This window comes from Prosthecobacter sp. (genome assembly GCF_029946185.1).
Classification (GTDB): domain Bacteria; phylum Verrucomicrobiota; class Verrucomicrobiia; order Verrucomicrobiales; family Verrucomicrobiaceae; genus Prosthecobacter.
Map to the genome: position 1 here is coordinate 1 of NZ_JAQSEA010000239.1, position 19,004 is coordinate 19,004.

Here is a 19,004-nt window from a genome sequence, read left to right on the forward strand (position 1 = left end):
TGTCCTTCTTTTGGGCGCAGGGCATGGATTACCTGACAGAGATCGCCAAGCTCCGCGCCGCACGTGGCCTGTGGGCACGAATGCTCTGGGACCTCGGCGTCCGCTCTCCCAAGGCGCTCGCCCTGCGCTGCCATTGTCAGACCAGCGGCTGGAGCCTCACGCGCCATGACCCCATGAACAACGTCATTCGCACGACTTTGGAAGCACTCTCAGCTGTTCACGGGCACACGCAGTCGCTGCACACCAATTCGCTCGACGAAGCAGTCGCCCTGCCGTCGGACGGCGCAGCGCGGATCGCCCGCCACACTCAGCTGATCCTGCAACATGAGACGGATGCCTGTGCCGTGGTCGATCCCTGGGGCGGCTCGCTGGCGGTGGAGGAGCGCACCGCTGCTCTCGCAGAGGAAGCGCTGGAATTGATCCGAGAAATCGACACCGTCGGTGGCATGGTCGAGGCGATCTCCAAAGGCATCCCGCAACGACACATCGAACATGCGGCCGCAGCACGTCAGGGCCGTATTGATGCCGGGAAAGACCGCATCGTCGGCGTGAACTGCTTTCAACGCGACAACGACACCCCCATAGAGATCCGCAGCATCGACAACCAGACCGTTCGCGAAGCCCAGGTCGCCAGACTGCATGCAGTGCGCCGCAAACGAGATCCCATGGGTGTCGCCGCCGCCCTCGCGGCGCTGGAAGCCGCTGCACAAAGTGGTGCAGGCAACCTCCTGCAGCTCACCATCGATGCCGCCCGCATGCGTGCCACTCTGGGCGAAATCTCCGACGCGCTGGAGCGAGTCTTCACCCGCCATACCGCAGTGGTGCAAGTTGTCTCCGGTGCGTATGGTGCGGACATGAATGAAGATGCGGAAATCATTGCCGTACGCGAACGCGTCGCCGCCTTTGCCTCGCAGCAGGGGCGCCGGCCGCGCATCCTCGTCGCGAAGATGGGCCAGGATGGTCATGATCGCGGTGCCAAGGTGGTGGCTGGAGCCTTTGCGGATTTCGGTTTCGACGTGGACCTCGCTCCCATGTTCCGCACACCGGAAGAGGTGTGCCGTCAGGCGCTCGACAACGACGTCCACGTCATCGGCATCAGCACCCTTGCCGGAGCCCACACCACTCTGGTGCCAGAGCTTCTGGAGCAACTCCAGCGCAGTGATGCCGGGCATGTTTGCGTGGTGGTCGGCGGCATCATCCCAGACGCTGATCAGCCCTCCCTTCTGGCCGAGGGTGTGGCCGCCATTTTCGGCCCAGGCTCGCGTCTGCCAGACTGTGCCAACAGCGTGCTCGACAGCCTGGCAAAACCATGAACCCCACCCCGTCTCCACACGCCTTGGCCGAAGGCATGCGCAGGGGAGATCGCACCGCTCTGGCACGTGCCATCACGCTGGTTGAAAGCACCCGGGAGGCCGACCAGGATGCCGCCGCCGTTTTGTTCGACCACCTTGGGCCACCCGCAGCACCCTCGTTCCGGCTCGGCGTCACCGGTGCTCCAGGCGTCGGGAAGAGCACCTTCATCGAGGCATTGGGACTCCGTCTTTGCCAGCAAGGGCGGCGCGTGGCCGTACTGGCGATTGATCCCTCCAGCCCGGCCAACGGTGGCAGCCTGCTGGGGGACAAGACCCGCATGGACGGCCTCAGCCATCACCCTGCCGCGTATGTACGCCCATCGCCGTCGGCCGATCTGCTCGGCGGTATTGGCGCCGCCACCAGCGCCGCAGTGCGACTGTGCGAGGCTGCGGGCTATGACTTCATCCTCATCGAAACCGTCGGCATCGGCCAAAGCGAACGGCATGTCGCCGACATCGCGGATCTCGTGCTCCTGCTGGTGGATCCCGGCGGCGGCGATGGCCTGCAAGCCGTCAAGCGCGGGCTGATCGAGTACGCTGACATCATCGCCGTCACCAAGTGCGATGGCGAACTGCGAACGCAAGCCGAGCATACCCTCGCCGAGTTCACCCATGCGCCTTCCTCCTATGTCTCGCGTTTGCCCGGCAGCCGTCGGGAGTTCCTGCCCGTCAGCGTGCATGACGCAGCCCTGCTCTCTGCGCTGCATGATCGAGTCACCGCATTCGAGCAATCCGCCCTGCACCACCTGCCCGACCGGCGGCGTGCCCAGGTCGCGGTCGAATTTAAACTAGCCCTCGAACAAGCCGTTATGAAATGGCTCAAGGGCCACCCAGTGGTCGCGGCTCACGCCCAGGCTTTCGCCGCGCAATGGCCCCAGCACGGACTTCCCACGGCCATGGTGCGCCAAACCATGGACCGACTGCTGACCGCCACCGACTGAGGCGATGAGAGCTGCATAACGCACGCGTATTTTCCGCTGCGCCTCAACCAACTGCGCCCTTCACGCCTGAGCGATACAACTTGCGATAGCTCTCCGCCATCGCCGCCATCGAGTAGCGTTGCAGCACCGTGTCACGGGCCGCAGCACCGCGCCGGCGCAACTCCCCCGGAGATGACAGCGCCGCTCGCAGTGCCATAGCCAGATCTGCCGCTGTGTCGAGATGTGATAGGTAGCCGTTCTGACCATCTTCAATAACCTCCGCGTTGCCGCAGGCGGCATGGGCCAGGACGGGCACCGCCGTCGCCATCGCCTCCAGCACCGCATTGGACAGCCCTTCGATCTCCGACGGCGCGGCCAGCAGATCCATGACCCGATAATACGGCGGCAGATCATCCTGATGTCCGGCCCAGCGGATGCGTGCGGCCAGCGGGTGCTGCTGCATCGCTGCGATGAGCTGCTCCCTCTCCGCTCCGCCATCTCCCACCACCAGCAGATGCAGACGCGGGAACTCCTGTGCGATCTGAGTGAAGGCATCAAACAGCATCTGATGCCGTTTCAGCGCCACAAGGCGGCCCACGATGCCGATGACCTGATCGTCAGCGGCGAAGCCAAGCGCCATGCGCGCCTCAGCGGGTGCAAAGCGCTCACTGTCCACGCCGTTGGGCGTCACGATGATGCGGCCTTTCGGGTCCAGCCCGAGACTCTGCAGATTGTCCCGCACACTGCTGGAAACGACATGCACATGACTGCACATCGCGAACAGCAAGCGGCGCTGCCAACGGCGCTTCGACGTGAGATCCTGACTCTGCACCTGGCCATGCTCGCCATGCACGACCGGCAAGGTGCGTCCGCCAAAAGTGGCAAGCGCGGCGTAGATCAGCGTGCCCAGATTGTGACTGTGCAGCAGGTGCGCGTCGGTCGCTTTCATGTGTTTGCGCAGCGCCCGCACAGCTTTCCATGAGAAGCCGCTCGTCTTGCCCATGACCACGACCTTGTCCGGCTCAGGCATGCGAGCGGCGAAGTCGCCGCGAAAGCGCAGGCAGGCCGCGTGAATGTCAAAACACTCGCCGTGCAGCCTGCGTGCGACATTCACCACACCATTTTCCAGCCCGCCGGGAGCCAGTGAGTCCAGCACATGCAGCACGCGCAGAGTTGCAGTACTCATGCTCGCAGGGAGTTGGCGGTCATGGCAGGATGTGCTGCAGTCCCAGAGAAGGGAGGGTGACGAGTTGCGATGAAAGGGTCCATGAAAAGAATGACTGTGCCGACTGCACGAGAACACAAGTTTTCGCATCACGCCCCCCCTAGGTCAACCCATTGGCCTGCCTCTGTCAAAATTGCTGCTTAACGTCGAATCAGTTGCCAGGTCCCCCGTGTGAACCTAGATGCAATCTGCCTCATGTCCGAAGCCCCCACTCCAGCCGAATTTGATGCCTACGCGGCCAACTACGATGCGGCCCTGAACCAGGGGCTCGCATTGACCGGCGAGTCAAAAGAGTACTATGCCGATGGGCGAGTCCAGTGGCTGCGCTCCAGACTGGCGCAGCATGGTTGCCGCACGGAATCATGTCTGGACTTTGGCTGTGGCACGGGCACTTCGGCCGAATTTTTGCGCAACGGACTGGGAGTGTCGCGCTATCTGGGGTTTGACCCTTCGGCAGATTCCATTCTACAAGCCCGCCAGCAAACCCCGTGGTCGGCCGCCCAGTTCACTACGGATGAGACGACCGCAGCGGGCGGAACCTTTGACTTCGCCTTCTGCAATGGTGTGTTTCATCACATCCCGCCAGCAGAGCGCCTCGCAGCAGTTCGCCTGGTCTGGAAGAGCTTGAAGCCGGGCGGAGTCTTCGCCTTTTGGGAGAACAACCGCTGGAACCCCGCCGTACACTGGGTCATGAGCCGGGTGCCTTTTGACAAGGACGCGCAAATGCTGTTTCCGTTTCAAGCACGGCGTCTTCTTCGGGAAGGCGGCCTCAACACCCTCGGGACCGATTATTTATTTGTCTTCCCAGGAGCACTTGCCGCACTCAGGCCACTGGAGCCAGCCCTGTGCAAGCTTCCCCTCGGTGGCCAGTATCTCGTTCTGGCACAAAAACCCCTTTCCTAGCATATGGACGTCTCGCCTATGACGCAGAACCTGCTGCGCCGACGCTCAACATGGATCGTTCTGCTGATAAGCCTGGTGTTGAATCTGGGGTTCATTGCCACCCGGGGCGGCTGGACCTCCGACCTGGGAGGAGACCCAGACGAAGCGGCTCATGCGGTGACCAGTTTGATGGTGCGTGACTATTTGGCGGAAGGCTGGGGCAAGTCCCCGCTGGCTTTCGCCAACCAATATTATGCCGACTTTCCCAAGGTTGCCTTGGGACACTACCCCCCAGGATTTTATCTCGTCGCAGGTTTGTGGCTGCTGCCATGGGCTTCTGTGCAGAGTCTGCTCATTTTGCAAAGCCTGCTAGCGGCTGGCTTGGCAGCACTCACCTACCGCGTGGCCTCCAAGCTGATGTCGATGCCTGCGGCATTCATCGCAGGGTTCTTGATTTCTCTGCTCCCGGTCTGCCTCAAGCAGAACCAGCTCATCATGTCGGACACACTGATGGTCCTGCTCTCCGTTCTGGCGGCAGTTTCGTGGAAGGACTATCTCAACCGCCCTTCGCTGCGCCGGGTGGCAGGATTCGGATTGCTGGCCACAGCAGCCATTCTGACCAAAGGATCGGCCATGGCGCTTTGCGTCATCCCTCCACTGACAACCATGCTCTGTGGTCGGTGGTCTCTGCTCAAAAAAATGTCGTGGTGGTTTTCCGCAGTGCCCGTCGCACTCGTCGCCGGACCATGGATGCTGTATTCATCCAAAATCACCGCCGAGGGCATGATCCACGTACCTCTTCGCGAGTTTGTACCGGCGGCCCTGGCCTTCTACGCGCATGAGCTGCCGCGCACGATTGGCATCTTGCTGACGGTGCTCGCGGTCGCAGGCATTGCTTTGCTTTTGAAAACAAGTCGTTCACACAGACGTGATTCAGCTTTATCGGCAGCCGTGGTCTGCATGTTGGCGGGAACTGGGCTGATCATACTTCTGATTCCCGCAGGGCTTGAAAGCAGATATCTTCTGCCTGCACTGCCAGCACTTTTGGTGGGTGCGATGCTGGCGGCTGATCGAGTATGCCAGCGATTGCGCCCATACCGCGCTGTTGGACTTGCTGCCATTTTGACAGTCGGGATTGGCGAGAACGCAAAAATCCCCTCAAAAGAGGTCCATGGTTTTGGATCCGCGGTTACCAAGTCGCTTCCCAACTACGCGAACAACCAGACCACCCGCTGGCTCGTCGCGTCCGATCCGCGCGGAGAGGGTGCGGTCATCGCTGCGGCAGCGTTTGGTTGCCCACAGCGCGCGCCCTCCCTTCTCAGAGTCTATCGCGGCAGCAAAGAACTAGCTTCCAGTGACTGGCTCGGTCGCGGCTATCAATCAACTTTTGCTAGCACGGCCCAGTTGCTGGAAAAACTCGACAAATTGCAGATCACCCGTGTATTCGTGGATCTCTCCGTACCTCCTGAGAGGCAGCAGCCTCATGAGCGCCATCTGCTCTCGGCCATGCAATCAGCAGAGGGTCGCTGGCGCCTTGACTTTGAGCAGCCCGTCACCCGTCGCCCCGGAGAAACGGGTGTGCTGCATGTGTATCAGCGAACTCTCCCGGCTCCCACAAATGCGCAGAATTAATCGTTCCAATTTTATGGCGCTGTTTGACTGTAGAGACTCCAGCACGAAAGATCGGACTCACTTTTTCCCGACCACCCTCCCCACATGAATGTTTCAGTTTTCGGACTCGGCTACGTCGGCGCAGTCACCTCGGCATGCCTGGCAGAGCAAGGACACCGCGTCATCGGCGTGGATCTGCATGCCGCCAAGGTGGATGCCTTTGGCCGTGGGCAGTCACCCATCGTCGAACCAGAAATCGACGACCTGCTCAAACAGGCGACTGTTGAAAACCGGCTCGGGGCCACTCTGGATGTCCGCCTGGCTGTGACGACGACCGATGTCAGCATCGTCTGTGTAGGCACCCCTTCCCTGCCCAACGGCAAACTCAATCTCGACTACGTTCACAAGGTCACAGCTCAGATCGTCGCGGCCATCACGGAGTCCAAGAAGACGCATATTCTGCTCTACCGCAGCACCATGCTGCCCGGCAGCACCCGCGCGCTCGTCACTGACATGCTGGCAGACTTGGTGGCATCCGGCCAGGTGCGCGTCTACTACTGCCCTGAGTTTCTGCGGGAAGGCACCGCCGTTCGGGACTTTCGCGAGCCCTCCTTGGTGGTCATCGGCACTCACGATGGCACGGCACCCGTGGATGATGCTGTGTGCGAAATTTTGGGCGGTCAGCCGTCCGTCCTGGCATGGGAAGGTGCTGAAATGATCAAGTACTCCTGCAACTACTTCCATGCTCTGAAAGTGGGTTTTGCCAATGAGATTGGCCGCCTGTGCAAGCACTTGGGAGAAGACGGCACCCGCGTCATGGACGTGCTGTGCGCCGACACGCGGCTGAACATCTCCCGCTATTACATGAAGCCCGGCAACCCTTTCGGCGGCTCCTGCCTGCCCAAGGACGTCTCCGCGCTGAAATCATTCGCTCGCCAGGAAAACCTCAGCCTGCCTCTGCTTGAAAATACCGCAGCCACCAATGCGGCTCATCAGGACCTCTTCGTCAGCCTGATCGAGGGCAAGTCGAAGCGCCGCATCGGCTTCCTCGGCCTCGCTTTCAAGGCAAACACGGACGACCTGCGCGGCAGCCCCATGGTGGCGGCGGCAGAGACCCTGCTCGGACGCGGCCACGAACTCAGCATCTACGATCCACACATCAATCTTTCCCGCCTCATCGGCGCCAACGAGCAGCAGATCCAGGCACGCATGCCGCATCTCGCGCAGCTTTTAAAGCAGGACGCCAAGGAGGTGCTGCAATCCAGTGATGTGATCGTGGTGTCTCAGAAATGCGTTCCCTTCGAAACACTGGCGGAGCTGGCCCGTCCGGATCAAATCGTGATCGATGTCCATGGCTGGAGAGAATTATCGACCCTTTCCTGGCAGTATGAGGGAATCTGCTGGTGAGATTTAGACGTGGAGTCCGCTCACGAACTGACCGAACTCCACCGCCTTGGCCTGCCAGGTTTCAGACTCAATGAAGCGCTGAGTTCCTGACACGTCGAATGAGAGCTGGCCTTCAGAGGCTGCGACCACAGCTTCCACGAATGCGTTTCGATCCTTGGCGACATGGACAAATTGAGAGAGCCCCTCAGCCTCAGGAAGCGCTGTGGAGATCACGGGACGCGCACACGCCAGATACTCTTTGATCTTGAGCGGGCTGCAGCTGCGCGCGAGTTCAGTCAGCACGAAAGGAATGATGAAGAGATTGGCGGTATTTAAGCTCCCCGGCAGATCCTCATACGGCATGGCGGGCTCCACATGAATGTTAGCCACCCCTGCGAGCTTGTGGAGAGGGATCTTAGCTTGACCGATAAGCCGGATGGCCGCCTGCGGCAATCGGCGGGCGATCTCCACAATGAGGTCGAGGTCAACCCGCTCATCAATCATTCCAAAATACACAACCTCAAAACGCCCCGTGGATTGCTGCGGCTGAGAACGGGAAAAATGAACCGGGTTCACCCCTTGGTTCAAGGTGTAAACGGGCTTGCCGGATCGTTGCAATTGAGCAGCTAGAGGATCCGAGACAGCCACGATGCCATTCACCCGCTCCATCAGCATGCGCTCCATCTGCAAAATGTGCTGCTGATTCATTCCCGGCCAAAGGGCGTACTGGTCTGCGCAGTAGTAAACGCTCAGCCCCTCTCCCAGCCTGCCGACAAAATCCACCTGTGACGGCGTGGTGACCACGAGTATGGGCTTTTTAAATTGAAGCCGTCGCGTGGCTTTTTCCACACTTCGCCGCACCAGCCAGACGTTGAGCTTTCTGACGAGCTTAATCCTCGTGAAGGGCAGAGTCGGTGGGCAGATGACCGTCAAACCATGAGGAGCTGCGGCAAAAAGACGACGCCTCCCGGAGACGAAATCGACGATTTTCTGCACCGAACGCCCGAGATCACGCCTGTTCCACTGCGGCACACGCAAGCCCACTGTTTCCACCCAAAGCACAGGACTGAAGCCAAGAAACTCACTGAAGAGGTGCTGGCTGACGGAAGGATGCCGCCCCCAGTCAGGCCCGAAAACCACCCATTGGAAACCCGCGAGAGGAGGGCGACTGCTAATGGATTCGTCGGACATCAAAGAAGTCTACTTTTTGATCTTTCGGCTGCGGGGTGTCACCCACCGGCTGGGAAGGCACTTAAAAAGGATGATCGCCCCGGCCTTGCAGAAAAGCCAGCCGCAATCCAAGGCCCCCAGCAATCCAAAGTGAACTATTTTGAAGCGCACGAAGCCCGGCGCATACCACCAAACCTTCGGGCTGCCAAAACCTCGCATGATGGCGAACCATGAAAGACGAACGTCCGCCCATGACCAATAGGTCGCCGTATCATTGCGATCTGCCACACCCAGGGCCGAAGGCACCAGCAGAACAGGGATGCCAGCCTCGTGGGCACGCAGTGTGAAATCGACATCCGCAAAGTTGTGTTTGATCCAGCGTCTCTCTGGCAGTCCGATTCGCGCACAGACCGATGCAGGAATGGCCACCATGTTACCATGCAGCCATTCCACAGGCAGCGGAGGTTCCGCCGGATCTGGAGCAGAAGGAAAGTGCCTCGGCCACCGCCGCTTGATGAAGCCCCCCGAATACAAAAAAGCTCCATCCGGAGTCCGGCAGACGCCTCCACAAACAGCCTTTCTCTCCATGGCCAGGTGAACCAGCCCCTCCAGGCTGCCTTGCTCGGGCAGACTGTCGTCATTCAGCCAGCACACACACTCGGCCCCGGCGGACAAAGCCGTTTCCATGCCGAGCCGGATGCCACCGCCCCACCACAGGCGGCCGTCACCTCTCACGGTGCGCACCCATGGAAAATCTTCACTGAGCATCTCTGCAGTCCTGTCACCGCTCCCATCATCAATGACCAGCACCTCGGCCCAGGAACGAATGTCAAGCTCCTCCAGATGCGCCAGACAACGCTTCGTGATGACCCGCCGGTTGTGGACGGGAACCAAGATCCAAACCAAGTGCTGCACATGGGCAATGGGAGAAGGAGCCAGCATCAGTCCCAAATACGAGCTTGCCACTCAAGCCGCAAGCAAGGATTAATGCAGCGGCCATGACCCTTCTTGAACGCGCGATTCATCGTCTTTTCCCCCGAGTAGGCAAAGCGATGCGAGTGCTGCAAACACTGATGTTCCGACGTGCTCAGTGGCAAAGCATCAAGACGGGATTACCCATGGATGCGCAGGGCCACCCGATACCTTGGATCACTTATCCGGCGCTTGATTACCTCAGCCAGCTGGACTTCTCGCGGTCCAACGTGCTCGAATACGGTGGGGGACAAAGCTCGCTTTGGTGGGCGGAAAGAGCCGAATCTGTCACCACAGTCGAAGGGGAAACCAAGTGGGCAGAGACGCTTAGACTGCGAGCTCCGGCCAACCTGACCGTCATTGGCCCAGTGGAAGCAACTGACTACGCACAGGCTCCGTTGGGCAGCGAACAAACCTTTCACGTGATCATTATTGACGGTCTGATGCGCTTTGAAAGCGCCAAGGCATCACTGCCCTTTCTCGCCCCAGGAGGTTTTCTCCTTCTGGACAACGCCGACTGGTACCCAGAGGTTTGCGCCTGGCTGCGTGCCCAAGGCCTGGTGGAGATCGACTTTCATGGCTTTGGGCCCGTAAACGACTACACTTGGTGCACTTCAGTTTTCATGCGTGCGCACAGCATTCTGCCCCACTCAGGAGGAAAATGGCCGATAGATGTCTATGGCTGCCTAAAGCCAGAATGTTGAAAATGGACACCTTCCTTACAAAGCCATTTCATCCAGACGGGATCGCCTCGGTTTTTCAGCACAGCAGCAGGATGCAGAAGGTTAGGCACCTCTGCCGATCCACACGGTAATCGTCCCACGCAGCAGCCCAAGCAGAACTGCAGCAGCAGACTTCAACCACCTCAACCAGAGATGGCGGCCAGCATTCATATCGCGCCCCCCTGCAGGCAGCGCATCTTCCGCCGTTGTCGCAGTGGTTCGCAGACAAACGAGATATGGCATGAGCACATATCGACGAAACACAGGCGTGATACGAGATCCGTAAGTGCCGAGATTGGGATCCACCAGCCACCGCCAGACCCGGCGCAGTCCATGAAAGTGGAAAAAAATGAGAGGAAGGCCGCAAGACATCACTCTGCCGTCCACACAGTTCAGGGTGTGACAGGCGAGGTTCCACGGTGCGACATTTGCTCCTGGGTGTTTTAGCACTGCCACGCCATCGAAAAGCTCTGGCCACACATCGAGATACTTCTGGTCCCCGAACCTCCCGGTCTCTTGACGGTCATGGCACCATTCAATGCAACGTTCACGCCACCACCGCAGGCACGCAATGCCGTTCTCATCACGTCGGAAGCTCACCCAGCCGACGTTGTAGATGCCGTAGCACTCACGCCAGCGCATAGAGGATGGAAAGCGATGTGAGATGATTCCCACCGAGCGTTCCCCGAGCTCTTCAAAAATGGGAGCAGGATCGGCAAAGAAGAACAGGTCTGCATCCAGGTAGGTGATCATGTATAGATGAGGTGCGTGATTGAAAAGCCACAACGGCCACGCAGGGGTGCAGGTGAAGTAATACTCCACCCTTGTCCGCCCCCCTTTCACCTTGAGCAACTCACTGTCATCAGCCTCCAACTCCGACAACGGCACCAGCGTCACATGCGGCAGGCTCAGGCCCAAAAGTTCGTCATGCACAGGCTCATCAAGGCACAGCACCCAGAGATGAAACGAAGGGCAGTGCTCCAGCAGCGAATGATGAAGAGCAAGACCACGGCTGAGAAAACGATGGTCGAAATAGGTGCAAAAGTGCCGCGTTTCTCTGGTCATGGCTTCAATGGGCGGGCCAAGACCCCGACCTTGCTGATAACGTCACCCTAGCCTCAAGTCCCATGAGATGATGCGCCAAGTTCGAGCCAATGAAACCCAATCCTCCTCTTGGTTTTTCGTGATCACAGCTCATGACGCCAAGGATTGCTTCGAAAACAGAAAACCCCGGTACACATTCTGTTCCTGTGCACCCATGATCAGAGGCTGGTGCCCTACTACCATCTCGCGCACAAGAAGAAGGGAGTGCTCCCGGGCGGCGGTCAGCAGTTCATCCCGGTTCACACACCAGCTCAGATACTCGGTTTCATAGCCGTAGGCATAGGGACGCTGGACAAACACAAACGAAGGCACCTTCAAAACGGTAGGCAGTAGCGTCACATACACATAACCGCTAGAAGCCTTCGCCAGCCGTCCCAGCAGGCCATGCCAGTCCTCCGTGAAGTGCATTGATCCACTGGCCATCACCAGATCATAAGAATCGTCCAGACAGACTTCGTCAGCCGAGAAATGTTGCCCAGGGCAGAACACGCGCCCCTGCTCTGCCAGCAGTGGTACATCCTTGCAGTGGTATTCCAGTTTTATGTCAGGATGCAGTCGCTGAGCCAGATGGAAGTAGTGCCCGACACCCCCTCCCCAATCCAGCATTTTCAGCCGCCGACCAGCGCCAGTGGCCACAGACAGCACATAGCCAAAGGACATCACGATGTTGTGGCTCACCAGTTCCTCTCTTGAGGACAACTCCGACTCATGCGCCAAGCCAAGAGGACCCGGGCCAGAGATCATCTCCAAAAAACGCGGCCACTTTTTTTGGTACACTTTCAGCACGCCTTCGACATTCCAACCTTTAACCTCTGGATGAGTTTGGCCGTAGCTCCACCCTTCAGGCACTGCTTCCCACTCCGATTTTGACAGAAACGTTCGATGCAGACGTTTCGCCGCCTGCCACAATAAAGGCGGCATCAGCATGCGGATGGGTTCTTTGATCCCTGACATCAGGACTACTATGGCACGCTCACCACCGACTTAAAACTCTTTTGACCAGCCGCATTACCTTCCCCTTCCAATCGGGACGGTCTCCACACCGCGTGCGCCAAAGGGCGGCACAATCAGGATGCTCCACTGGCTCTGGCCACATATCCGGGATGGTGGGGGCTTCGCGTAATTCCCCAGGTTGCCCCCAAGCATCATCCCGTTTCACGTTTGTCGCACCCGGCCCCGCGCCAATGTGCTCAACCATGGACCAAGGCGGGCGAAAACAGAATCCACTGTTTAATCGGTGCCAATACAGCCAACGCACCGCCCAGATGTTGCGCCTCTGCTCCTCGGCAGCCATCGAGACCAGATCCGCGCCATAGAGAAATGGATCCATTCCACGGCGGCGCATTTTGCGCATGATGTCCGACGCATTCTGTTCGTTCATCCCTTGCCAGACACGAGCCCATGTCCCCCAAACCCAACACTCAGCTCTACCGTCGAAATAGGGCTGCACTCCCACATCTGCCGGAGTGACGTCAGGATGCGTCCATCCCGCCACACTCATCACCTGCTCACTATGGCGATACTGCTGCAAGGCGGCACAAAGGTAGGCATATGTTCCCGGCACACAAACGAGGTCATCCTCAAACACAATAACAGCCTGAGATGTTTCCAGCACGGCGCTCACACCTTCTAGAATCGACACACCCAATCCGAGATTGTCAGTGCGCTCAACCAGCGTGACCTCGCACCAATCCACCGATTTAATAATTGCCCTGACCTCCTCCACGGACTCACGCCTCGCAGGGGATGCCGGCGCATCGCTGAAAACATGCAGGGCAGGCACACGGTCCGCTTTCAGCCCTGCCAACACCCGACGCAGCAGCTCAGGCCGGTCGTAGCAAAACAATGCCACAGGTATCGATTGGGAAAAGCTTGCGTTCATAGGTAATGCATTCGTATCCGAGATGAAATGAGATAGACCACGGGTCTATCATTCCAAGGAGACGAATTCTGGAAAACATCGCTCAAATCCACCCGCGCCAGACATACACATAATGGCCGATGATCTCGTGCGCCCAAAACCTAAAAATTTCAAACCCATGGTAGCTGGGCCAATGAACCCACTGAAGATCGCCCAGGTGATTCAGGCTGCTGTGGTAGTTGCAGGGGACGGGGGTCACCTGCACATCAGTCTTGCGGAAAACGGCCTCGGCACGCGGCATGTGACTTGCACTGGTGACGAGCAGAAGCCGCTTCAAACCGCGTTGTTTCATCAGCGTCGCAACCTTGAGCGCCTCATCATGTGTGTCACTGCATACTCCGAGGCTGTGTAATTGGATGTTGAGAGAGACGTGATCTGCCAGGTAGTCACGAACCGCGTCCGCCTCAGAAAACATGCGGCCCTCATGTGGAAATCCACCGCCGCCCAGGATCAGCAGTGGAGCCTTCCCCTCAGCCGCCAGTGTGAGCGCTGTACTCAGTCGGTCAGCTCCAACTTTCAGATGAAATCCCGTGGGCTCTGACAAGGAGGGTTCAACGCCGCCACCGAGGCATAGAATGGCATCCGTCTCTGGGAGTTGATTCAGTTGAACCTTGGGATTCTGGTTTTCAAGTCTTACCAGGAGAACGGCAGCTAGGGGCGTGCATGAGATAACCGTGAGCAGCAGCCAGGCCGTGGCAGGCATCCACAGGCCTTCCCAACGACGGCTCCAAAGCTGCCTCAGCACCCAAATCCCCAACAGGAGCCAGATTATACAAAGGGGCTGCGTAAACTGCAGGGCGATTTTCAAAAGCGTGTTCACTCGGAAGTGTAGGTTCACCAGGGGCTACTCTGCAACCTCTGTGGCAAAGAAAGTCCCTCCTCACATCATCAAACTCGCCTTCAATCCACCCAATCAATGCTTTCAGTCACCTCAGACTCATGGCAATTGCCAGACATTCTCTCCGCACTTATCTCAAAAACACACCCCTCTTGATATTACCTGGCTTGAAGCGTCCCTTTCTGCATTCTTTGATTCTGTCTTCCCTGCTTGTTGGGATCGGCGTCGCCCTCCTGCTGCTGCCGCTGCCAGCCGGATGGTCGGCAGGCTGGCGCGCAGAGTGCCTCAACCGTATGCACGTGCCACTGATGGGAATCTGCTGCATGGCATTGGAGCGCTTCTTCCGCGCCACTGCCGGCAGGAATAAGCGCAGCGTATTTTCCGCGGCTTTGTCCGCGAGCCTTCTGACCGCGTTGATCGAGATCATCCAGCCTTGGTTCCACCGCACCGCAGACTTCGGGGACCTCATGTGGGGAATGGCAGGAATTGGCGCCGGCACGCTCTGGAATGGGGCCGGCATGCTTCAATCGGTGCGGGTGCGAGTGATCGTCCGCGTTCTGGCTGTGGTCAGCCTTCTAGCACCGCCATTGGCATGGGCCGCACAGGTGCTGATGGCACAGCATGTGGCAGACAGGAGGTTTCCTGTACTGACCGATTTCACCGGAAGACTTGGTGGCTTTTTTTGGACCATGGAGCCAGCGGTGGCTTCCCACAGTGAACAAATCAGTGGGCATGGCCAAATGATGCTGGAACGTACCCGTCAAAAAGCAGCCAGCGCACATCTTGACGCCCGGGATCGTGACTGGACACTCTTTGATCGTCTGGAAATTGATGGCACCTTGGAGGCCTCGCATGCGGTCGAAGTGGGCTTGCGGCTCGACTTAAACCATGATGCAGGCCCACGTCTTCGCGCAGGAGCGTGGATGACGCCAGGTCGCCACCGAATTCAAATCCATTGGCCGAATTCTGTTCCTCCCCTGCAGGTCCACCAGTTGGTTGTCTTTCTGGCGGCGGGAGAGCCTGCGGCCATTCTGCACATCCACCAACTTCGTTTAATACCTCGTGAAGACAGGCCTACACCGTGAACGCAGGCGGGCATTCAGAATCTTCCGTGACATGAGAAAATTGACGCAGACAGCGAACTGCATTCAACGCCGCCGCAGGCTTTACGACGACGAGCGGCTCAAATCCTGACAACGAAGCGCTTTACCGCCGCTTCTTCTTTTTCCGGCCGGTGAGGATGGCGCGAGCGCGATCTTCGTCATCGAGTGCGGTGGTGTATTTGTAGCTAAAGCCTTCGAGCTTCCGGCGCTCGATCTTCTGGCTGATGAGACGCTCGATGGAAGCCACGTTCATGAGTTCGTCGGCGGCGAAGAGAGTGAAAGCATCCCCTTCCTTCTGCGCACGGCCGGTGCGGCCGATACGGTGGACGTAGTCTTCCGAATGCTCGGGGACCATGTAGTTGATGACATGGGTCACGCCGCTGACATCCAGACCACGCGCGGCGAGATCGGTCGCCACGATGATTTCGAATTCACCGTTGCGGAAGCCCTGCAGGGCGCGCTCGCGGTCACGCTGGCCAATGTCGGAGTGCATGACTGCCACCTTGTATTCATTGAGCTGGTTGAGGGCGGAATAGATCTGGTCGGCCTGCACTTTGGTACGGGTGAAGATCATGACGCTCTCGAAATGGGTCTGCTTCAGGATGGCGAGCAGGAGTTCCATGCGCTGATCGCTGGCGATCGGATACATGTAATGGCTCACAGTCTCCGCAGCCGAGAAGCGGATGCCCACTTCGACGCTTTCAGGCTCTTTGAGCGCGAAATCCGCAAGGCTCTTGATCTGTGGCGGCATTGTGGCGGAGAAAAACAGCGTCTGGCGCGCAGACGGGGTTTTTTCAATGATGCGGCGCACGTCAGGAAGGAATCCCATGTCCAGCATGCGATCGACTTCATCCAGGATCAGCACTTCAATGCCACGGAGGTCGGCGATGCCTTCCTGCATGAAATCCAGGAGACGTCCGGGAGTGGCTACGACGATATCGACGCCCTCCTGCAGTCCTTTACGCTGCTTGTCATAGCCCACTCCACCATGGACGAGGAGAACGCGCAGGCCGGTGTGCTTGCCATACTTTTCAAACTGTTCGACCACCTGCGCGGCCAGTTCGCGAACGGGTTCGAGAACGAGAACGCGGAATTTCCCGGGAGCCGCCATGCGGGTGAGTGTGGGCAGGGCGAACGCAGCGGTCTTGCCAGTGCCGGTCTGCGAAGCACCGATGACATCCCTGCCTGTGAGAATGATGGGGATGGACTTTTCCTGAATGGTCGTGGGCTTTTCGTAGCCGCTTTCACGAATGGCTGCCAGCACCGCAGGCGAGAGGCCGAGCACTTCAAAGGCTTCAGGAAAGGGTCCTTCCGGGACGGGCGGCGAAGCTGGCGGAGCCACGGCGGTGTAATTGACCCGCTCAGGCTTGTCCTCACGAGGACCACGCGGCGGCCGCTTGTCATCGCGCTCACGACCACGCGGCGGGCCACGGCGGGCGTCACGCTCCGGCCGTTCAGGACGATCGCTACGCTCGCGGGGGGGCCGGGCTTCACGCGGCTGCCGTGGGGCGTGCTCACGCGGCTTGTCGTCATGCGGACGTTTGTGCGCGTGAATGGTGGCAGGATGGTGTTCTTTCGAATGGCCATGCTCTTTGGCAGGCACAGGGGCAGACTCCTTCTTCTTGTCTCCGCCAATGACACGTTTCAGACCGGCTTTAAAGCGGCTGAAAAGGGAGGGTTTCTTCGGGGCGTGTTCGGGTCTGCGTGGGGTGGTCACAAGCGTTTCTAGAGGTAGGAGGCATGGTGTATCGGCCAGTTTGGGGGATAATGCAAACCCGCAGACATCCGACGGATGGGGTCAGAGCTTCATCGCATAGTGCACTTGGCGGGCAACTTCTTCAAAACCACAGCTCGGATAAAGGTGCTGGCCGATGGCATTTGAGGCCATGGTTTCGATCTGCGCCAGCTTCATTCCCTCTTCACGCATGTAATCGAGCGCGTGCTGGAGCAGGCGGCGGCCCAGCCCCAGCCCACGGGCGCTTTCCACCACAGCGACGTTGGGAATGCGTCCCCGCTCATTTAGGCGGTCCAATCGGGTGGTGATATAGCCAAGGATCTCAGTGCCGCGCTCAGCCACGAAGCATCCCTCCGGGCACTGCGTCACGTCGTCGTCGATATGGCCGGCCTTGCGCACCTTCCAGTCGCGCTCATTCCAGAGGCCAAATTTGTGCTCCAGCATCTGCTCCAAAGCGACGCTGCCAAAGGATGCCACGGTGATCTGACGCAACTGCGGCAGGTCCTTTTCCTGATACGGGCGGATGAGAAGGGGGGGGGCGTCCATATTTACGAAGGTTGAATACTGAATAAAAGCGTGATAAGTAGTGTCTTGAAACAAGCATCAATCGTTCAAATGGCACGGGTCTTGCGAAATAGCTGCTCGGTTGCTGGCGTTGATAACAGTAATAATTCAGAGTTGCGAATATCTTAGCTCACATCATTCTTCTAGCCTATGCCGCTTTTTAGCCGGATTTCTAAAAAATCCCATTTCAATGACTGCCTTATCAAGGTCATCGGGGGTTTTCTGCTGGCTGGAGCACTCAGTCAATGCACCTCAACGCCCAAAGGCGACGTGGTGGTCAGCGTTAAAGATCAGAAACTCGGCATCTACACCGAGGGCAAGCTGACCAAGGAGTATGTCATCTCGACTTCCAAATTCGGCCTTGGGGACCAGAAAGGCAGCAACCGGACCCCTTTGGGCCAGCATGAAGTCATCGCCAAAATCGGCCGTGGCCTCCCTGCTGGCGCGGTGTTGAAAAGCCGCCGCTGGAACGGCGAGGTGCTCAAACCCAACGCCCCAGGCCGTGACCCCATCGTCTCGCGCATCCTCTGGCTGCGTGGCATGGAGACCAGCAATAGAAATGCTTTCAACCGCTTCATCTACATCCACGGCACCCCGGAAGAAAACCGTCTCGGAAAACCTGCCAGCTATGGTTGCGTGCGCATGGGCATGAAGGATGTGGTCGATCTGTTCGATACCATCAACGTCGGGGCCAAGGTGGTGATCACCAAGGGTGGTCTGCCGCCTGGCGAAAAAGAAAAGGCGGTGGTTGCAGCCAAGGAAGATATCGATGGCTCTCCTGCTCTCACTGCTCCGGCAACGCTTGACGCTCAGCCAATCGAAATCGCACGCATCACTCCCACGGAAGGTGAAAAGAAGAGGGCGGAGGAAAACGAATCGAAGGAAAAGACCAAGGCAGCACCTGAGAAAGAAAAGCCCGTGCACAAGTCGAGATCTTCCAAGTCGAAGTCCGACACCAAAGTGGCGGGCCATGGCGCTCACAAGTCTAAGGCCAAGGCCTGATCTGCGGCAGGATCACTCGCTCACCAGCTCGTAGGCTGGCATCTTTTTCAATAGCGACGGATTCGTCTCCATTGGCATCCTGCGCATGACCTGCAAGAGCTTGGGGTCAAGCGTCAGCCGCTGCTTGTGGATGCCGCTCTCGTAGATTTCACTCTCATTCCACCTTGGATCCTTACGGAAAGAGGCCTGCGAAGGAAAATAAACGGCGGTGCGGCCCACATTCACATCGATCAAATCGGTCACTGCCCTGCCCGTAAGATGGCACACCCCGACGACGCAGCCCAGTTCCACGGCACGTGCCGAGGCGCAGCGATCCACTCGCTCGACCCCCAGAACCGTTTCCGTGGCACTCGGCACCAGCAGCACATCCACCCCTGCCCCGCGCAGCCGCATGCTGATTTCAGGAATCTCGATGTCGAGGCAGATCACCACCCCAAAGCGCAGCCCGGCAAACTCCCAGAGCCGCAGTTCCGTGCCCGGCGAAAATTCCGACTCCC

Annotated in this window: 18 protein-coding genes; 8 read left to right on the forward strand and 10 right to left on the reverse strand. The window is 58.7% G+C overall.

Annotated elements, in window-relative coordinates; all coding sequences use genetic code 11:
• Positions 1-1,313 (forward strand): methylmalonyl-CoA mutase family protein (locus tag PSV43_RS19870; RefSeq protein ID WP_300201619.1); only part of this gene is annotated, 1,313 nt, incomplete at its 5' end.
• On the forward strand, positions 1,310-2,293 hold the full coding sequence (gene meaB, locus PSV43_RS19875) for a methylmalonyl Co-A mutase-associated GTPase MeaB (RefSeq protein WP_300201622.1): 984 nt from the start codon (positions 1,310-1,312) through the stop codon (positions 2,291-2,293). The genes PSV43_RS19870 and meaB, both read left to right, overlap by 4 nt.
• Before the next feature lie 43 nt (positions 2,294-2,336).
• Here meaB and PSV43_RS19880 read toward each other — a convergent pair whose 3' ends face one another.
• On the reverse strand, positions 2,337-3,458 hold the full coding sequence (locus PSV43_RS19880) for a glycosyltransferase (RefSeq protein WP_300201625.1): 1,122 nt from the start codon (positions 3,456-3,458) through the stop codon (positions 2,337-2,339).
• 234 nt (positions 3,459-3,692) lie between these two features.
• Between PSV43_RS19880 and PSV43_RS19885 the strand changes: the two genes are divergently transcribed.
• The 3 genes from PSV43_RS19885 (at position 3,693) to PSV43_RS19895 (ending at position 7,397) form a co-directional block, all read left to right on the forward strand.
• A complete protein-coding gene (locus tag PSV43_RS19885) occupies positions 3,693-4,400 on the forward strand; it encodes a class I SAM-dependent methyltransferase (RefSeq protein WP_300201628.1) in 708 nt (235 codons plus the stop codon).
• Between the two features lie 18 nt (positions 4,401-4,418).
• Positions 4,419-6,011, forward strand: coding sequence for a glycosyltransferase family 39 protein (locus PSV43_RS19890; RefSeq protein WP_300201631.1), 1,593 nt, complete (start codon positions 4,419-4,421; stop codon positions 6,009-6,011).
• Between the two features lie 84 nt (positions 6,012-6,095).
• Positions 6,096-7,397, forward strand: coding sequence for a nucleotide sugar dehydrogenase (locus tag PSV43_RS19895; RefSeq protein WP_300201634.1), 1,302 nt, complete (start codon positions 6,096-6,098; stop codon positions 7,395-7,397).
• A 3-nt stretch (positions 7,398-7,400) separates the two neighbouring features.
• Here PSV43_RS19895 and PSV43_RS19900 read toward each other — a convergent pair whose 3' ends face one another.
• Both PSV43_RS19900 and PSV43_RS19905 read right to left on the reverse strand, forming a co-directional pair.
• The gene (locus PSV43_RS19900) at positions 7,401-8,567 is read right to left on the reverse strand and encodes a glycosyltransferase (RefSeq protein ID WP_300201637.1); all 1,167 of its coding nucleotides are present in this window, start codon (positions 8,565-8,567) and stop codon (positions 7,401-7,403) included.
• Between the two features lie 9 nt (positions 8,568-8,576).
• Positions 8,577-9,488: a glycosyltransferase family 2 protein gene (locus tag PSV43_RS19905; RefSeq protein WP_300201640.1), complete on the reverse strand. Its 912-nt coding sequence runs from the start codon at positions 9,486-9,488 to the stop codon at positions 8,577-8,579.
• A gap of 56 nt (positions 9,489-9,544) precedes the next feature.
• Here PSV43_RS19905 and PSV43_RS19910 point away from each other — a divergent pair, with 56 nt between their 5' ends.
• Positions 9,545-10,222, forward strand: coding sequence for a hypothetical protein (locus PSV43_RS19910; protein WP_300201643.1), 678 nt, complete (start codon positions 9,545-9,547; stop codon positions 10,220-10,222).
• Positions 10,223-10,303: 81 nt separating this feature from the next.
• Here PSV43_RS19910 and PSV43_RS19915 read toward each other — a convergent pair whose 3' ends face one another.
• The 4 genes from PSV43_RS19915 to PSV43_RS19930 all read right to left on the reverse strand — a co-directional run bounded on the left by PSV43_RS19915 (position 10,304) and on the right by PSV43_RS19930 (position 13,968).
• Entirely contained in the window at positions 10,304-11,305 is a 1,002-nt protein-coding gene (locus PSV43_RS19915; protein ID WP_300201646.1) for a hypothetical protein, read from the reverse strand.
• Positions 11,306-11,434: 129 nt separating this feature from the next.
• Positions 11,435-12,271: a hypothetical protein gene (locus tag PSV43_RS19920; protein WP_300201649.1), complete on the reverse strand. Its 837-nt coding sequence runs from the start codon at positions 12,269-12,271 to the stop codon at positions 11,435-11,437.
• Positions 12,272-12,317: 46 nt separating this feature from the next.
• The gene (locus PSV43_RS19925; RefSeq protein WP_300201652.1) at positions 12,318-13,226 is read right to left on the reverse strand and encodes a hypothetical protein; all 909 of its coding nucleotides are present in this window, start codon (positions 13,224-13,226) and stop codon (positions 12,318-12,320) included.
• An 82-nt stretch (positions 13,227-13,308) separates the two neighbouring features.
• On the reverse strand, positions 13,309-13,968 hold the full coding sequence (locus PSV43_RS19930) for a YdcF family protein (protein WP_300201655.1): 660 nt from the start codon (positions 13,966-13,968) through the stop codon (positions 13,309-13,311).
• A 302-nt stretch (positions 13,969-14,270) separates the two neighbouring features.
• On the opposite strand from PSV43_RS19930, the gene PSV43_RS19935 reads away from it, so the two are divergent.
• On the forward strand, positions 14,271-15,188 hold the full coding sequence (locus PSV43_RS19935; protein ID WP_300201658.1) for a hypothetical protein: 918 nt from the start codon (positions 14,271-14,273) through the stop codon (positions 15,186-15,188).
• A gap of 121 nt (positions 15,189-15,309) precedes the next feature.
• Here PSV43_RS19935 and PSV43_RS19940 read toward each other — a convergent pair whose 3' ends face one another.
• Both PSV43_RS19940 and PSV43_RS19945 read right to left on the reverse strand, forming a co-directional pair.
• Complete coding sequence (locus PSV43_RS19940) at positions 15,310-16,923, reverse strand: DEAD/DEAH box helicase (RefSeq protein WP_300201660.1); 1,614 nt, start codon at positions 16,921-16,923, stop codon at positions 15,310-15,312.
• Between the two features lie 81 nt (positions 16,924-17,004).
• A complete protein-coding gene (locus PSV43_RS19945; protein ID WP_300201663.1) occupies positions 17,005-17,487 on the reverse strand; it encodes a GNAT family N-acetyltransferase in 483 nt (160 codons plus the stop codon).
• 168 nt (positions 17,488-17,655) lie between these two features.
• On the opposite strand from PSV43_RS19945, the gene PSV43_RS19950 reads away from it, so the two are divergent.
• Positions 17,656-18,507 (forward strand): L,D-transpeptidase family protein, encoded by an 852-nt coding sequence (locus PSV43_RS19950; RefSeq protein WP_300201666.1) that lies wholly within the window; start codon positions 17,656-17,658, stop codon positions 18,505-18,507.
• Between the two features lie 12 nt (positions 18,508-18,519).
• Here the strand turns inward: PSV43_RS19950 and PSV43_RS19955 are convergent.
• Positions 18,520-19,004: nitrilase-related carbon-nitrogen hydrolase (locus tag PSV43_RS19955; protein WP_300201669.1), on the reverse strand; the 485-nt coding region annotated here is incomplete at its 5' end.

What these genes read in the sequence shown, in the direction of transcription:
- PSV43_RS19945 (WP_300201663.1), bottom strand. Translation starts at nt 17,487, where the DNA reads ATGGACGCCCCCCCCCTTCTCATCCGCCCGTATCAGGAAAAGGACCTG.
- PSV43_RS19910 (WP_300201643.1), top strand. Translation starts at nt 9,545, where the DNA reads ATGACCCTTCTTGAACGCGCGATTCATCGTCTTTTCCCCCGAGTAGGC.
- PSV43_RS19880 (WP_300201625.1), bottom strand. Translation starts at nt 3,458, where the DNA reads ATGAGTACTGCAACTCTGCGCGTGCTGCATGTGCTGGACTCACTGGCT.
- PSV43_RS19900 (WP_300201637.1), bottom strand. Translation starts at nt 8,567, where the DNA reads ATGTCCGACGAATCCATTAGCAGTCGCCCTCCTCTCGCGGGTTTCCAA.
- PSV43_RS19920 (WP_300201649.1), bottom strand. Translation starts at nt 12,271, where the DNA reads ATGCTGATGCCGCCTTTATTGTGGCAGGCGGCGAAACGTCTGCATCGA.
- PSV43_RS19895 (WP_300201634.1), top strand. Translation starts at nt 6,096, where the DNA reads ATGAATGTTTCAGTTTTCGGACTCGGCTACGTCGGCGCAGTCACCTCG.
- PSV43_RS19930 (WP_300201655.1), bottom strand. Translation starts at nt 13,968, where the DNA reads ATGCCTGCCACGGCCTGGCTGCTGCTCACGGTTATCTCATGCACGCCC.
- PSV43_RS19950 (WP_300201666.1), top strand. Translation starts at nt 17,656, where the DNA reads ATGCCGCTTTTTAGCCGGATTTCTAAAAAATCCCATTTCAATGACTGC.
- PSV43_RS19890 (WP_300201631.1), top strand. Translation starts at nt 4,419, where the DNA reads ATGACGCAGAACCTGCTGCGCCGACGCTCAACATGGATCGTTCTGCTG.
- PSV43_RS19905 (WP_300201640.1), bottom strand. Translation starts at nt 9,488, where the DNA reads ATGCTGGCTCCTTCTCCCATTGCCCATGTGCAGCACTTGGTTTGGATC.
- meaB (WP_300201622.1), top strand. Translation starts at nt 1,310, where the DNA reads ATGAACCCCACCCCGTCTCCACACGCCTTGGCCGAAGGCATGCGCAGG.
- PSV43_RS19925 (WP_300201652.1), bottom strand. Translation starts at nt 13,226, where the DNA reads ATGAACGCAAGCTTTTCCCAATCGATACCTGTGGCATTGTTTTGCTAC.
- PSV43_RS19915 (WP_300201646.1), bottom strand. Translation starts at nt 11,305, where the DNA reads ATGACCAGAGAAACGCGGCACTTTTGCACCTATTTCGACCATCGTTTT.
- PSV43_RS19885 (WP_300201628.1), top strand. Translation starts at nt 3,693, where the DNA reads ATGTCCGAAGCCCCCACTCCAGCCGAATTTGATGCCTACGCGGCCAAC.